The sequence below is a fragment of the Paraburkholderia sp. USG1 genome, assembly GCF_031570135.1.
GTDB classification, from domain to species: Bacteria; Pseudomonadota; Gammaproteobacteria; order Burkholderiales; family Burkholderiaceae; genus Paraburkholderia; species Paraburkholderia dioscoreae.
The window spans coordinates 22,620-35,609 of sequence record NZ_JAMWXW010000051.1 but is presented as its reverse complement, the minus strand read 5'-3'; the positions used below and the strand labels follow the sequence as shown (position 1 = coordinate 35,609).

The window sequence follows — 12,990 nt, the reverse complement described above, 5'->3', positions numbered from 1 at the left end:
GGCCGCATGCCGACACACTACGCCCCGGTTCTTGCTCTGTCATTGCGCTTGTTCGTAGCCATTTCGTAGCTTCTTCGTAGCGCCCGAAGCCCCGCCAGGCGCCCGTTTTGCCGCAAACTGCGACAATTCTGCACGATATCGGGTTTTCCCTTAAAAAGTTATTGCGTCGCACCAACCCCATGTGTATATTAGTACTTGTCTCCTCCATGTCTCCTCCTGATATGGATTCAGCCCGCTCCACATAGAGCGGGCTTTTTTTCGCCTGTACCTGTCCGATCCGGCCCTCGCTCGCAGCGCCGCCCTTTCTTCTACACTGGCTATTCATCCCTTCCTCGAACCAGCCAAGGGGCGTTCGACATGAAAATCCACATTCGAGAGATTGATCACGTCGTCATTCGGGCGACGAACGTCGAGGCGATGGCGCGTTTTTACTGCGATGTGCTCGGCTGTAGCGTGGAGAAGGAGCAGCGCGATCTCGGCCTGACGCAACTGCGCGCGGGGCGCTCGCTGATCGATCTATTGCAGGTAGGCGCCAAACCTGATCATGCCGAAAACGGCGTGCCGGGCACGGGCCGGAATATGGATCACCTCTGTTTGCGCATCGAGCCATTCGACGCCGAAGCGCTCAAGACGCATCTCGCCGAACGCGGCGCGCGGCTGGGCGAACTGGGACTGCGCTACGGCGCGGACGGCTATGGACAGTCGCTGTATCTGTTCGACCCGGAGGGCAACATGGTCGAACTCAAGGGGCCGCCGGAAGCGGCGCGCGTGACGTCGCTTTAGGGTGCTTCACGCGTTAAGCCTTGAGAAGCGGCAAACATCAGGCGTTGGCGGGCGCCTTCAGCACCGTCCATTCGATTTTCACCGCATCGGCTTCGGCGCTGCCGAGCCAGGCTTCACCGTCCTGAACTGTGCATTGCAGCCGCATGGTCCGTTCGGCCAGCGAGCCGAGCGCCGTGGCAACGCCTTCGCCCAGCGTCCACACGGTCACGTTGCGCATGCGTTCCACCTTGTTGCGCACGCCCTGCCACCAGATGTCCGACGCGCGGCCGCCATAGGCGATCACGATCACCTCGGTCGAGCGGCCGCTCGCCTTGGCAATGCGCCGTTCGTCCGGCTGGCCGACTTCGATCCAGGTTTCGATTGCGCCGGTGAGGTCCTTTTCCCACAGGTCCGGTTCGTCCACGTCCGACAGACCTTTGCAGAATTCGAGGCGTTCCCGCGCGAACAGTGCGAATGCGGCGACACGGACCATCATCCGTTCGTCGGTTTCCGAGGGGTGGCGGGCGATCGTCAGCGAATGGTCGGCGTAGTAGTGCCGGTCCATGTTGGCGATCTGCAGTTCCGCTTTATAAATCGTAGATTTGAGAGCCATGCCGTTGCTAAACCAGACGTTCGCTCCACCGGAGCGAACTGAAAAAGAATCATCGACGGCGCGTTGCCGTTTTCCGTGTTTGTTGTACATTGCCTGTTCCTCCCGCGCCGTCAGCCGGCTGCCATTGCCACGGAAGAAGCATTTATCGCGCCACTGACGGCCCGGAAGCCGTGCCCTAGACCCGTCGGCGGCTTCCCGCAAGGCTTTGAGCATCACCGAGGCTGCTCGCGAAAGTAAGTACGACTGGCGCGTGATGATACCGAATGTATCCATGCTGTACGGTAAATCGATCGGACACTCGCTTCAGAACGCGTACTGTTGGTATTGACGCGTCACTTCGGCAGGTAAAACCGGCAACATGTCGCTTTGGAGCCGCGAGTTCGAAAGCGCCGGAAAACGGTCAGTATTCGCTACGTTTTATGGCGAATCCGGCCTGATCGGCGAAAACATCAGATCGAAGCGATGGCGCAAAACGCTGCTAGCGACTACAAAACCCAACTGGCACTGACGATTTCGCGAGGTGTCAAACCCGTCTCATTTTCGAGATGATGCGGGTAGCGCGCTTTCACGCCCGCGGTTGCGCCCCGCTCCACATGTTTGCCAACAGGAGATTTCATGGCTGATTCCAACCAGACCAGGAAGCCGCTGCGTAGCCAGGCGTGGTTTGGCCTTGAGGACCGTGACGGTTTTCTGCATCGTTCGTGGATGAAAAACCAGGGCATTCCACACGACGAATTCGACGGGCGCCCGGTGATCGGCATCTGCAATACGTGGTCCGAACTGACGCCGTGCAACGCGCATTTTCGCGAACTCGCGGAGTACGTGAAAAAAGGCGTACATGAAGCGGGCGGCCTGCCGCTCGAGTTTCCCGTGATGTCGCTCGGAGAGACCAACTTGCGGCCCACGGCGATGCTGTTTCGCAACCTCGCCTCGATGGACGTCGAGGAGTCGATTCGCGGCAATCCCATGGACGGCGTGATCCTCCTCGTCGGCTGCGACAAGACCACGCCCGCGTTGCTGATGGGCGCGGCGTCATGCAACCTGCCCTCGCTGGCCGTCTCCGGCGGACCGATGCTCAACGGCCGGTTTCGCGGCAAGAACATCGGCTCAGGCACCGGTGTCTGGCAGATGTCCGAGGAAGTGCGCGCCGGCACGATGACGCAGGAAGAATTCACCGAAGCCGAGTCGTGCATGAACCGCTCGCGCGGCCACTGCATGACGATGGGCACGGCGTCGACGATGGCCTCGATGGTCGAATCGCTCGGCATGGGCTTGCCGCATAACGCAGCGATTCCTGCCGTCGATGCGCGCCGTCAGGTGCTCGCGCATCTCGCGGGCCGGCGTATCGTCGACATGGTTCGCGAGGATCTGACGATGGACCGGATTCTCACGCGCCAGGCATTCGAAAACGCGATCCGCACGAATGCGGCGATCGGCGGTTCGACCAACGCGGTCGTTCATCTGATTGCGCTGGCGAGGCGCATTGGCGTGGAGTTGTCGCTGGAGGATTGGGAACTGGGTTCGAACGTGCCGTGTCTCGTGAATCTGCAACCGTCTGGCGAATATCTGATGGAGGATTTTTACTACGCGGGCGGTCTGCCCGCGGTGTTGAAGCAACTCGGCGAGCAAGGCCTGCTGCATCGCGACGCGCTGACGGTGAACGGCAAGACGATCTGGGACAACGTACGCAACGCGCCGAATCACGACCAGAAGGTCATCACGACGTTCGCCGAGCCGTTCAAGCCGAAGGCCGGAATCGCGGTGCTCAAGGGCAACCTGGCGCCGAATGGCGCGGTGATCAAACCGTCGGCGGCGACCGCGCGGTTGCTCAAGCATTGCGGCCGCGCGGTGGTGTTCGAGAACGTCGAGGAACTGCACGCGAAGATCGACGACGAGTCGCTCGACATCGACGAGCATTGCATCATGGTGCTCAAGGGCGCGGGGCCGAAGGGTTATCCGGGCTTTGCGGAAGTCGGCAATATGCCGCTGCCGAAAAAAGTGCTGCGAAAGGGTATCACAGACATGGTGCGCATTTCCGACGGCCGCATGAGCGGCACGGCCTACGGCGCGGTGGTGCTGCACGTGTCGCCGGAAGCGGCCGCGGGCGGCCCGCTCGCTTTCGTGCAGACCGGCGACATGATCGAGCTGGACGTCGACGCACGCCGCCTGCATCTCGACGTCACCGACGAGGAACTCGCGCGCCGGCGCGCCGTATGGCAGGCGCCCGAGGCGCCTAAGCGCGGCTACTACAAGCTCTATGTCGAGCACGTGTTGCAAGCGGATCAGGGCGCGGATCTCGATTTCCTGGTGGGATCGAGCGGTGCGCCGGTGCCGCGCGATTCTCACTGATCGGCACGGCCGCGCGCGCCATGAGCCAGCGGTCGTTTCCTGCACCTGCCAATCAAGCGCACTGCCGATGCCGATGGACAGCGTCCGCATCGGCTTTTTTCTGTCCGTTTCAAGGCGACTAAAAAGCGCACGCAAATAAAAAACGGCCAGGCATTTCATGCCCAGCCGATTTTTAACTCACAGGTTCACCGCCTCCGGCTTTTTATAAAGTCAGAGGATCGACGCATGCCGAACCGGAATATGAGCGTTCAGCTTATTGCTTGATGAATCGATCGTTCGCCCAAAGTCCTTGCGTGTCGCTATTGCCGGAATTCACGAATTCGACGTCGTGTCCGACCACGCGCACAACGCGGAAGCTCGAGTTTTCTGGCGTCGAAACACACTGGTATCCGGAGAAGAATTCCTGCATTTTTTGCTGTTCACCGGCTTGCGCATGCTGGTCGGCGGCGTCGAGTTTATCCTTCGACAGGCAGCCATACCCATTGGCCTTGAACTGGATGGTTTGCTGCGGCTTGATCACGACGTCTTGCGCCTGAACTGTCGCGGCAGCCAATCCCGCAATGGCGAAAACAAGGGCGATTCGCGTTTTCATATTTTCCTCCGGTGCGGGTGGATACTCAGGTTAGCTATGTATTTAACTTTAACGTTGAACCCGCACCTTGCACTTTAGGAGAACGCGAGAGAACGACAAGCACATCTTGTGTGCGGTTGCAACAGCGGCTAATTGTCGCACCAGCGTTTGCGCCGGGTTATCTGTTGAGCAGCGACTTGATCAAGTGTCCTTGCGATCGATAATCCGCAAATGGGTGACGCGCGCCGCTTTAACCAGTAAAGCTTTGCGACGCGTATTCGCGTAAACGAGGGGCGTCAATTAAGCGATTTACTACATTTATTGCGGGCAGTTGGTGCGTTGCACACAAAGTCATTCAGCTGGCTAAACAGGAATGACAAAATAACGGTGTATTTGCAGAAGATAAACAGTGCCAGGTACCACGAGCGGTGCGTGCGGGGTTTGTTTGGTGAGGGCGCTGCGCAGTCGCACACTCAATAGACGTGCTGATTCACCTTGAAGAATTCGTCCTGGAACATGCACATGCGCAGAGCGTTGTGATAGCTGCCGTTGCCGAAAAATTCTTCGATCAGCTCGGCTTCGTGCCGGAAGCCGCACTTCTCGTAGACGTGAATGGCCGCTGTATTCGCCTTGTCGACGATCAGATAGACCTTGCGCAAGTTCAGCACTGAAAACGCATAGTCGGTTGCAAGTTGCGTGGCGAGGGTTGCATAGCCGCGGCCTTGTGCATGAGGCGCGATGATGATCTGAAACTCGCCTCGCCGGTGAATGTAGTCGAGTTCGATCAATTCGACGACCCCGACGGTCTGCCCCTCGTTGTCGATTGCCACGAAGCGCCGCTCGCGCAGGTCATGCACATGCTGGTCGTAAAGCTGCGTCAGTTCGGAGAAGGTTTCATACGGCTCTTCGAACCAGTAACGCATGATTTTCGCGTTGTTGTTCACTTCATGGACGAAGCGCAGATCGGTGCGCTCGAGCGGGCGCAAGGTGAGTTCGCTGCTGCGTTCGATAGTCATTGGATTCCCCTTGAGAGTTATTGGTTTGAACGCGCGTTCCGTGTCGGCGCGGGCGCGTTCCAGTTAGTCAGGGCCTGGTGCGGGGAGTTCTTGCAAAGTCCTGCTTCCGTACGCCACTTTTTTGCAATACGCGCGGCGGCATGCGGGTTTGGCGAGTGCCGGGCGTCATGTTGCCGCAGGTGCGCGATTGGGCGCGATCGGGCGATTGTGAGCGCCGCGGCACGGTATGGGTGCGCGCGGTGCTCTACAATGAAATCATGCTCTTGCGATCGGAGGCCACCGTGATCGAGCACTTGATATTGGGCGTCTTTCTGGTCATTCCGCTGCTCATCGTCGCGTTTCTTTTCTCCGACGAACTGTGGCAGGAACACCGCCATCTTCACGAGATGCGACCCGCGCATGTCAAGCCGCGGCGTATCGACTGGCGGCATCCGCTGCGCCGCTCGCGGCAGCGCCTTTGAAGTGGCGCCGCGTTCGCGCCGCGCTGCCGATTGGCACTCCTGCGTGCTACGCCGCGCGAATTCTTCCCGCCGTGCGGCGCGTGACCGTGCGCCGCGCCTCGCGCTTTCAGCACCCGGTCAGTGAGCGCGCCAATGCGAGCGAATGCGCTTGGCAAGTGCCTCAAGCGTATCCGCGTCTGCGACGTCGCGCGCGTGCATGCGCAGCGGCTGGCCTTCCCAGCGCGGGATCACGTGAAAATGCACATGCGGTACGGTTTGTCCCGCGGCGGCGCCGTTGAATTGGCCAATGAACACGCCGTCCGGGCGCAAGGCCGCGCGAGCCGCGATTGCGAGCTTTTGCGTCATGCGTATGCATGCCACCATCGAAGCATCCGACAGCTCGAAAATCTCCGCTACCGGTTCCTTCGGCACCACCAGCAGATGGCCGTCGGCTTGCGGCATGAGATCCATGAAGGCGAGGGCGGCATCGGTTTCGGCCACTTTGATGCAGGGTAATTCGCCGCGCAGAATCCTCGCGAAGGGATTGCTGTCGTCGTAGTTCATCGCGTTCCTCTCATGGTGGAAGGTCATATCGGGTGTTGCTGCGGTTACCCGTATTGTCCATCACCCGTGTTACACCACGCGCGCCGCGCGTTTAATCGCCTGCGGCGGTTGGCCAAACGCGCGCAGAAACGCGCGCCGCATCCGTTCTGTATCCACGAAGCCGGTTTCCGCAGCCACCGCCTCCATGGAGTGGCGGCCTGCTTCCAGCATGGCGCGCGCGGTTTCGACGCGCAATGCCTCGATGGCTTTGGCTGGGGATTGGCGGGTTTCGTCGCGAAAGGCGCGGCTGAACTGGCGCGGACTGAGATGCGCGACGTCGGCGAGTTGTTCGACCGTCAACGGCTCGCGCAGATGGCTTTTGGCGTACGAGAGGGCGTTCTGGATGCGGTCGGATTTCGGCTCCAGGTCCAGCATGGCCGAGAACTGCGATTGGCCGCCGGTGCGGCGGTGATACACCACGAGCTTCTTGGCGATAGCGCGCGAAACCTCCACGCCGAGATCGTTTTCGACAAGCGCGAGACACAGGTCGATGCAGGCGGTCATGCCGGCCGACGTCCACACCGAACCGTCGACGATAAAAATGCGGTCTTCGTCCACGCGCGCCTGCGGGAAGCGCCGTTGCAGATCGCGCGCGTGGATCCAGTGGGTCGTGGCGTGGCGGCCGTCGAGAATCCCGGCTTCCGCCAGCACGAACGCGCCGGTGCAGATGCTGGCGGTACGCCGCGAGGCGGCGAGGGCGTCGTTCAGAAACGCCAGCAATCCCGACGACGACGGCGCGATCTGCATCGCGCCGGTGACCACCACGGTGTCGTACGCCGGATCGCTGAACCGGCGGGTGGCGATCTCGACGCCGGCCGAGCTGCGCACCATTCCGCCGTGCTCGGAAATGACCTCCACTTGGTACTCCGGCTGGCCGGCCTCCAGGTTCGCCAGTTCGAACACCGAGATCGCCACCATATCGAGAATCTGGAAGCCGGGGAAAACCACCACGCCGACGTGTCTCATCGCAATGTCCTAAAACGAGGTAAATATGACATTTGAGACAAAAGGGTACGCGCCTACACTTGCCTCGTCAACACCGCAATGTCCACGCAAACCGCGCGGCGGCGGAGGTTTCCGGGTTTTCCCATTCATCGGACGGGCAGCGGCGCAACGCGCCGCGCCCACAAGGAGAGAGTCAAATGGCAACGCAAGCAGGCAAAGGAACGGCATTGGTGACGGGCGCATCGTCGGGTATCGGCGCAGTGTATGCAGACCGCCTCGCGCGGCGCGGCTACGACCTGATTCTCGTGGCGCGCGACGTGGAGCGGTTGAACGGTCTGGCCGAGCGTCTGGCGAGCGAGACCGGCCGCCACGTCGAAACGATCGCGGCGGACCTTACCGTCAAAGCCGACGTGCGCCGCATCGAGGAACGCCTGCGCGCGGACCGTAGCATCGCGATGCTGGTCAACAACGCGGGCGTTGGCGCGACCCGTTCGCTCATCGATTCGGACGTGGATGAACTCGAAATAATGATCGACCTGAACGTGACCGCGCTCACGCGCCTGACGGCGGCCGTCGTGCCCGGCCTGGTGGAGCGGGGCAACGGCATCGTGATCAATATTTCGTCGATCGTCGCGCTGTCGCCGGAGATGTTGAACGGCACGTATAGCGGCACCAAGGCCTACGTGCTGAACCTGACGCAATCGCTGCACCATGAAGTGGGCGACAAGGGCGTGCAGCTGCAAGCGGTGCTGCCGGGCGCGACCAGCACGGCATTCTGGGGACGTGCGGGCCTGCCGGTCGAGCATCTGCCGTCGCAGATCGTGATGACCGCCGAAGACATGGTGGACGCCGCGCTCGCCGGCCTCGATCAGGGCGAACTGGTGACGATTCCGTCGTTGCCGGACGCGGCAGACTGGGATCGTTTGAACAGCGCGCGCCAGCAGTTGCAGCCGAACCTGTCGCACAAGCTGCCGGCAGCACGCTATACGCGCGTCGCGGCAACGGCGTAACGACTGCCCTGAGCGCATTAAAGACAGATAGGCCGCTGACAAAGGGCGGGGCGACTGAACGCTGCCCGCTGTCGCTCTCAGCGCCAGTCAGTCGACACGTCGTCGGGATCGACCAGCGTCAGTCCCGACGACGGCAGCGGCAGCGCCGTTTTGTAACGCACCTGCTTGAGCGCGAAGCTCGAGCGGATATTGGAGATGCCCGGAATCTTCGTCAGATGATCGACGATAAAGCGCTCCAGCGTCTGCATATCCGGCATGACCACGCGCAGCAGGTAGTCGGCGTCGCCCGTCATCAGATAGCACTCCATCACTTCGGGGCGCTCCGAAATCGCCTGTTCGAAGCGCTGTAGCGCGTCTTCCACCTGCTTTTCCAGACTGACCTGAATAAACACGTTGATGCGCAGCCCGAGCGGCTCCGGGTTCAGCAGCGTGACCTGCTGCTTGAACAGACCTAGCTTTTCGAGCGCGCGCACACGGTTAAAGCACGGCGTAGCCGAGAGGTTCACCGAGCGCGCCAGATCCGAATTGGTAATGCGTGCGTTCTGCTGCAACTGGCTCAGGATGCCGATGTCGATACGGTCGAGCCGTCTGGGTGGCGTGGTCATAGATAAAATATTCCGTGTCACGGGCAAATTCCGGAACAAATAGCCTATCGCAGTGCGGGAACACAAGCAAATGAGACGCTCATTTTGCGAGCACATGGTTACCATTGACTGATTCGATCCTGAACCGAACGTGTCGATGCGGGAGTGGCGCCATGACGGATTTATCCAGCGGTAGCAAGCAATTGCAGTTTTTGAACACCCATCGTGTCGACACGACGGAGCAGGCGGATGCCGACCCGCAGGAAACCGCCGAGTGGCTGGAAGCGCTCGATGCCGTCGTCGCGCATGTCGGCCGAGATCGCGCGCAGTTTCTGTTCGACAAACTCGCGGGCCATGCGCTCTCGCTCGGCGTGGAATCGGCGCGCACCAGCGTGACGCCGTATCAGAACACCATCCCGTTCGAGCAGCAGCCGCGCTATCCCGGCAATCTCGAACTCGAAGAACGGCTCGCCGCCGCGCTGCGCTGGAATGCGCTCGCAATGGTGGTGCGCGCGAACAAGGCTTACGGCGAACTCGGCGGCCATATTGCGAGTTACGCGTCCGCGGCGGATCTGTTCGAGGTCGGTTTCAACCATTTCTTCCGCGCCACGGCGCCGGGCGGCGAGGAGGGCACGGGCGACCTCGTCTACTTCCAGCCACATTCGTCGCCGGGTGTCTACGCGCGGGCTTATCTCGAAGGATTTCTCTCCGAAGAAAACCTGCAGTACTACCGGCGCGAGATCGGCGGACCGGGCTTGTGCTCGTATCCGCATCCGTGGCTGATGCCGGATTTCTGGCAATTCCCCACCGGCTCGATGGGCATCGGGCCGATCAATGCGATTTATCAAGCGCGCTTCATGCGGTATCTCGCCAATCGCGGCCTCGTGCAAACGGAAGGCCGCAAGGTGTGGGGCTTTTTCGGCGACGGCGAAATGGACGAGCCGGAATCGACTGGCGCGCTTTCACTGGCCGCGCGTGAAGGGCTCGACAACCTGGTGTTCGTGATCAACTGCAACTTGCAGCGCCTCGACGGTCCGGTGCGCAGCAACGGCCGGATCATCGACGAACTGGAAGCGCACTTTATCGGCGCCGGCTGGAATGTGATCAAGGTGATCTGGGGTTCGGACTGGGACGCGCTGTTCTCGCGCGACCGCACCGGCGCTTTGCTGCGCGCGTTCGCGCATACCGTCGACGGCCAGTTCCAGACCTTCTCCGCGAACGACGGCGCGTACAACCGTGAACGCTTCTTCGGCCAGAACCCGGAGCTTGCCGCGCTCGCCGCGCAACTGAGCGACGACGACATCGACCGTTTGCGCCGTGGCGGCCACGACGTGCGCAAACTGCACGCGGCGTACGCGAAAGCGCTCGCGCACCACGGCCAGCCGACGGTGATTCTCGCGAAGACGATGAAGGGCTTCGGCATGGGCACCTCGGGCCAGGGCCGCATGACCACGCATCAGCAGAAGAAACTCGACTTCGACGACCTCAAGGCGTTTCGCGATCGCTTCCGCCTGCCGCTGACGGACGAGGACGTCGAACAGGTGAAGTTTTACAAACCAGCGGAAGACAGCCCGGAAATGCAATACCTGCATGCGCGCCGGGCAGCTCTCGGAGGCTATCTGCCCAGAAGGCGGCGAGTTGCATCGAAGGGGCTGATCGTCCCGCCGGTGTCCTCCTGGGGGCAATTCGCGCTGGAATCGAACGGCCGCGACATGTCCACGACGATGGCGCTGGTCCGCATGCTGACCGCGCTGCTCAAGGATCAGGAAGTCGGCCCGCGCGTGGTGCCGATCGTCGCCGACGAAGCACGCACCTTCGGCATGGCGAACATGTTCCGCCAGGTCGGCATCTATTCGCCGCTCGGCCAACTGTACGAGCCGGAAGACCTCGGCTCGATGCTGTACTACCGCGAGGACACGAAAGGCCAGATCCTCGAAGAGGGCATTTCGGAAGCAGGTGCGGTGTCGTCGTGGATCGCGGCGGCGACGTCGTACAGCGTGCACGATCTGCCGATGCTGCCGTTCTACATCTACTACTCGATGTTCGGTTTCCAGCGCATCGGCGATCTGATCTGGGCGGCGGCGGATCAGCGTGCGCGCGGTTTCCTGATCGGCGCGACTTCGGGCAAGACCACGCTCGGCGGCGAGGGCCTGCAGCATCAGGACGGCACGAGCCACCTGGCGGCATCGACGATTCCGAATTGCCGCGCGTACGACCCGGCGTTCGCGTACGAGGTTGCCGCGATCGTCGACGAGGGCATGCATGAGATGGTCGAAGTGCAGCGCGACGTGTTCTATTACGTCACGGTGATGAACGAGAACTACGCGCAGCCTTCGGTGCCGGGCGGCAACCTGGAGGCGCTGCGCGAAGGGATTCTCAAGGGCATCTATCCGCTCGCCGCGCAAATGCAGGAGAGCACGCAAGCCAGGGTGCAATTGCTCGGCGCGGGCGCGATTCTCGGTGAAGTAATCGCGGCCCGGCAGATGTTGAAGGACGATTGGCAGATCGACGCCGCCGTGTGGAGCGTGACCAGTTTCACCGAGTTGCAGCGTGACGGAATGGCGGCGGAACGGCTCGCGCGCCTCGGCGAGGAAACCGGCACGCCGTATGTCACGCAAGCGCTCGAAGCATCGCAAGGTCCGATCATCGCCGCCACGGACTATGTTCGCGCCGTGCCTGAACTGATACGTGCCTACGTGCCGCGCCGCTATGTGACGCTCGGCACCGACGGCTTCGGCCGCAGCGACACGCGCCAGGCGCTGCGCGAGTTCTTCGAAGTGGACCGCAAGGCGATCGTGATCGCCGCCCTGAAAGCACTGGAGGACGAGGGCACGATCGAGGCAGCCGTGCTTGCCGACGCGCGCCGCAAGTATTTCGGCGACGCAGCAGTCGGCGCCGCTTCCTGGCAATGTTAGGAAGCGGCTGCTGATTGGTCAGTCGCTCACCGCGACCTGGTTCTTGCCGTCCCGTTTGGCGCGATACAGGCCGACGTCGGCGGCTTCGATCAGCTTCGTCACCGGCTCGGCGGCGGATGGCACGAGCGTCGCCGCGCCGATGCTGATCGTCACGACGCCGCTCGCTGAACCCGCATGCGGAATGGCCAGATCCTCGATCGCCATGCGGATCTTTTCCGCCAGCAGACGCAAGCCGCCCGCCGACGTGCCCGGCACCACCACCGCGAATTCTTCTCCACCGAAGCGCGCCGCGAGATCCGGCGAGCGTCCGAGGCACGATTCGACGGTTTGCGCGACCCGTTTGAGCACTTCGTCGCCGGCAACGTGCCCGTAGGTGTCGTTGTAAGCCTTGAAGTTATCCACATCGATCATCAGGAAGCCGAGGCCGGCCTTGTCGCGTGTGCCGCGCCGCCATTCGGCCGCCAGATATTGATCGAGGTAGCGCCGGTTCGACAGGCCCGTCAGACCGTCCGAATGCGTGAGTCGCTGCAATTCCAGATTCGTCGCGAGCAATTGCTGTTGCGACTGACGCAGCGCGCGGTAGGCTTCGTCGCGCTGAAGCAGATTCAGATACGAGCGCGAGTGATAGCGGATGCGCGCAATCAACTCGATGCGGTCCGGCAGTTTTACCAGATAGTCGTTGGCGCCTGCGGCGAAGGCCGCGCTTTTTACGAGCGGCTCTTCCTTGGTCGACAGCACGATGATCGGAATGTCGCGCGTCTTTGGATTTTGCCGGTATTGGCGCACGAGGGTGAGACCGTCCGTGCCCGGCATCACCAGATCCTGAAGGATCACCGTCGCGCGTGTTTCCGCGGCGCAGCGCAGCGCGTCTTCAGGCGACGCGCAGTAGTGGAAGTCGACACTCTCTTCGTCCGCCAGCGCCTGGCGGACCGCCTCGGCGATGATCGCCTGGTCGTCGACCAGCAACACCATGATCGGACACTCGGCCGCGGGCGGATTGCCGAGGATGCGCGCCAGTGCGTCATCGATAGCGAGATTGGCCGCGTCCACCGCGTCCGGCGCCCGCGCGTTCGCGTCGCCTTCTGCGAGATTCTGCGCGTCGGCGTTCTGATGCGGTTCAGAAGTGTCCATGTCGTTCAACCAGAAAGAATGTCAGGGAATCGAAGCGGGTCATAAGTGGCG

12 protein-coding genes are annotated in these 12,990 nt (G+C 61.7%); 5 read left to right on the top strand and 7 right to left on the bottom strand.

Annotation, left to right across the window (positions count from 1 at the left end):
• Positions 1-357: 357 nt before the first annotated feature.
• On the top strand, positions 358-783 hold the full coding sequence (locus NE850_RS37890; protein ID WP_007180090.1) for a VOC family protein: 426 nt from the start codon (positions 358-360) through the stop codon (positions 781-783).
• Between the two features lie 37 nt (positions 784-820).
• Here NE850_RS37890 and NE850_RS37885 read toward each other — a convergent pair whose 3' ends face one another.
• Positions 821-1,375: a YaeQ family protein gene (locus NE850_RS37885; protein ID WP_035518473.1), complete on the bottom strand. Its 555-nt coding sequence runs from the start codon at positions 1,373-1,375 to the stop codon at positions 821-823.
• 615 nt (positions 1,376-1,990) lie between these two features.
• Between NE850_RS37885 and NE850_RS37880 the strand changes: the two genes are divergently transcribed.
• Positions 1,991-3,724 carry an IlvD/Edd family dehydratase gene (locus tag NE850_RS37880; RefSeq protein WP_310700249.1) on the top strand — a complete coding sequence of 578 codons (1,734 nt, stop codon included), beginning with the start codon at positions 1,991-1,993 and terminating at the stop codon, positions 3,722-3,724.
• A 253-nt stretch (positions 3,725-3,977) separates the two neighbouring features.
• Here the strand turns inward: NE850_RS37880 and sap1 are convergent, their stop codons facing one another.
• On the bottom strand, positions 3,978-4,316 hold the full coding sequence (sap1, locus tag NE850_RS37875; protein ID WP_007180093.1) for a surface attachment protein Sap1: 339 nt from the start codon (positions 4,314-4,316) through the stop codon (positions 3,978-3,980).
• A gap of 452 nt (positions 4,317-4,768) precedes the next feature.
• A complete protein-coding gene (speG, locus tag NE850_RS37870; RefSeq protein WP_007180094.1) occupies positions 4,769-5,311 on the bottom strand; it encodes a spermidine N1-acetyltransferase in 543 nt (180 codons plus the stop codon).
• A 167-nt stretch (positions 5,312-5,478) separates the two neighbouring features.
• Here speG and NE850_RS37865 point away from each other — a divergent pair, with 167 nt between their 5' ends.
• Positions 5,479-5,772 (top strand): hypothetical protein, encoded by a 294-nt coding sequence (locus tag NE850_RS37865; protein ID WP_232064232.1) that lies wholly within the window; start codon positions 5,479-5,481, stop codon positions 5,770-5,772.
• A gap of 117 nt (positions 5,773-5,889) precedes the next feature.
• Here the strand turns inward: NE850_RS37865 and NE850_RS37860 are convergent, their stop codons facing one another.
• Together NE850_RS37860 and NE850_RS37855 are read right to left on the bottom strand one after the other, a co-directional pair.
• Positions 5,890-6,315, bottom strand: a complete 426-nt coding sequence (locus NE850_RS37860) for an HIT family protein (RefSeq protein ID WP_007180096.1) — start codon at positions 6,313-6,315, stop codon at positions 5,890-5,892.
• A 69-nt stretch (positions 6,316-6,384) separates the two neighbouring features.
• Positions 6,385-7,320: a GlxA family transcriptional regulator gene (locus NE850_RS37855; protein WP_165187283.1), complete on the bottom strand. Its 936-nt coding sequence runs from the start codon at positions 7,318-7,320 to the stop codon at positions 6,385-6,387.
• Between the two features lie 176 nt (positions 7,321-7,496).
• On the opposite strand from NE850_RS37855, the gene NE850_RS37850 reads away from it, so the two are divergent.
• A complete protein-coding gene (locus NE850_RS37850; RefSeq protein WP_310700248.1) occupies positions 7,497-8,309 on the top strand; it encodes an SDR family oxidoreductase in 813 nt (270 codons plus the stop codon).
• A 77-nt stretch (positions 8,310-8,386) separates the two neighbouring features.
• On the opposite strand, the gene NE850_RS37845 is transcribed toward NE850_RS37850, so the two are convergent.
• Complete coding sequence (locus NE850_RS37845; RefSeq protein ID WP_007180099.1) at positions 8,387-8,914, bottom strand: Lrp/AsnC family transcriptional regulator; 528 nt, start codon at positions 8,912-8,914, stop codon at positions 8,387-8,389.
• 152 nt (positions 8,915-9,066) lie between these two features.
• On the opposite strand from NE850_RS37845, the gene mdeB reads away from it, so the two are divergent.
• Entirely contained in the window at positions 9,067-11,808 is a 2,742-nt protein-coding gene (gene mdeB / locus NE850_RS37840) for an alpha-ketoglutarate dehydrogenase (RefSeq protein ID WP_007180100.1), read from the top strand.
• A gap of 18 nt (positions 11,809-11,826) precedes the next feature.
• On the opposite strand, the gene NE850_RS37835 is transcribed toward mdeB, so the two are convergent.
• Positions 11,827-12,939: a diguanylate cyclase gene (locus NE850_RS37835; RefSeq protein ID WP_007180101.1), complete on the bottom strand. Its 1,113-nt coding sequence runs from the start codon at positions 12,937-12,939 to the stop codon at positions 11,827-11,829.
• Positions 12,940-12,990: the final 51 nt, after the last annotated feature.

Bases quoted from the DNA above. Each gene is read 5' to 3' on its own strand.
- sap1 (WP_007180093.1), bottom strand. From the start codon at position 4,316: ATGAAAACGCGAATCGCCCTTGTTTTCGCCATTGCGGGATTGGCTGCC.
- NE850_RS37835 (WP_007180101.1), bottom strand. From the start codon at position 12,939: ATGGACACTTCTGAACCGCATCAGAACGCCGACGCGCAGAATCTCGCA.
- NE850_RS37865 (WP_232064232.1), top strand. From the start codon at position 5,479: ATGTTGCCGCAGGTGCGCGATTGGGCGCGATCGGGCGATTGTGAGCGC.
- speG (WP_007180094.1), bottom strand. From the start codon at position 5,311: ATGACTATCGAACGCAGCAGCGAACTCACCTTGCGCCCGCTCGAGCGC.
- NE850_RS37860 (WP_007180096.1), bottom strand. From the start codon at position 6,315: ATGAACTACGACGACAGCAATCCCTTCGCGAGGATTCTGCGCGGCGAA.
- NE850_RS37850 (WP_310700248.1), top strand. From the start codon at position 7,497: ATGGCAACGCAAGCAGGCAAAGGAACGGCATTGGTGACGGGCGCATCG.
- mdeB (WP_007180100.1), top strand. From the start codon at position 9,067: ATGACGGATTTATCCAGCGGTAGCAAGCAATTGCAGTTTTTGAACACC.
- NE850_RS37890 (WP_007180090.1), top strand. From the start codon at position 358: ATGAAAATCCACATTCGAGAGATTGATCACGTCGTCATTCGGGCGACG.
- NE850_RS37845 (WP_007180099.1), bottom strand. From the start codon at position 8,914: ATGACCACGCCACCCAGACGGCTCGACCGTATCGACATCGGCATCCTG.
- NE850_RS37855 (WP_165187283.1), bottom strand. From the start codon at position 7,320: ATGAGACACGTCGGCGTGGTGGTTTTCCCCGGCTTCCAGATTCTCGAT.
- NE850_RS37885 (WP_035518473.1), bottom strand. From the start codon at position 1,375: ATGGCTCTCAAATCTACGATTTATAAAGCGGAACTGCAGATCGCCAAC.
- NE850_RS37880 (WP_310700249.1), top strand. From the start codon at position 1,991: ATGGCTGATTCCAACCAGACCAGGAAGCCGCTGCGTAGCCAGGCGTGG.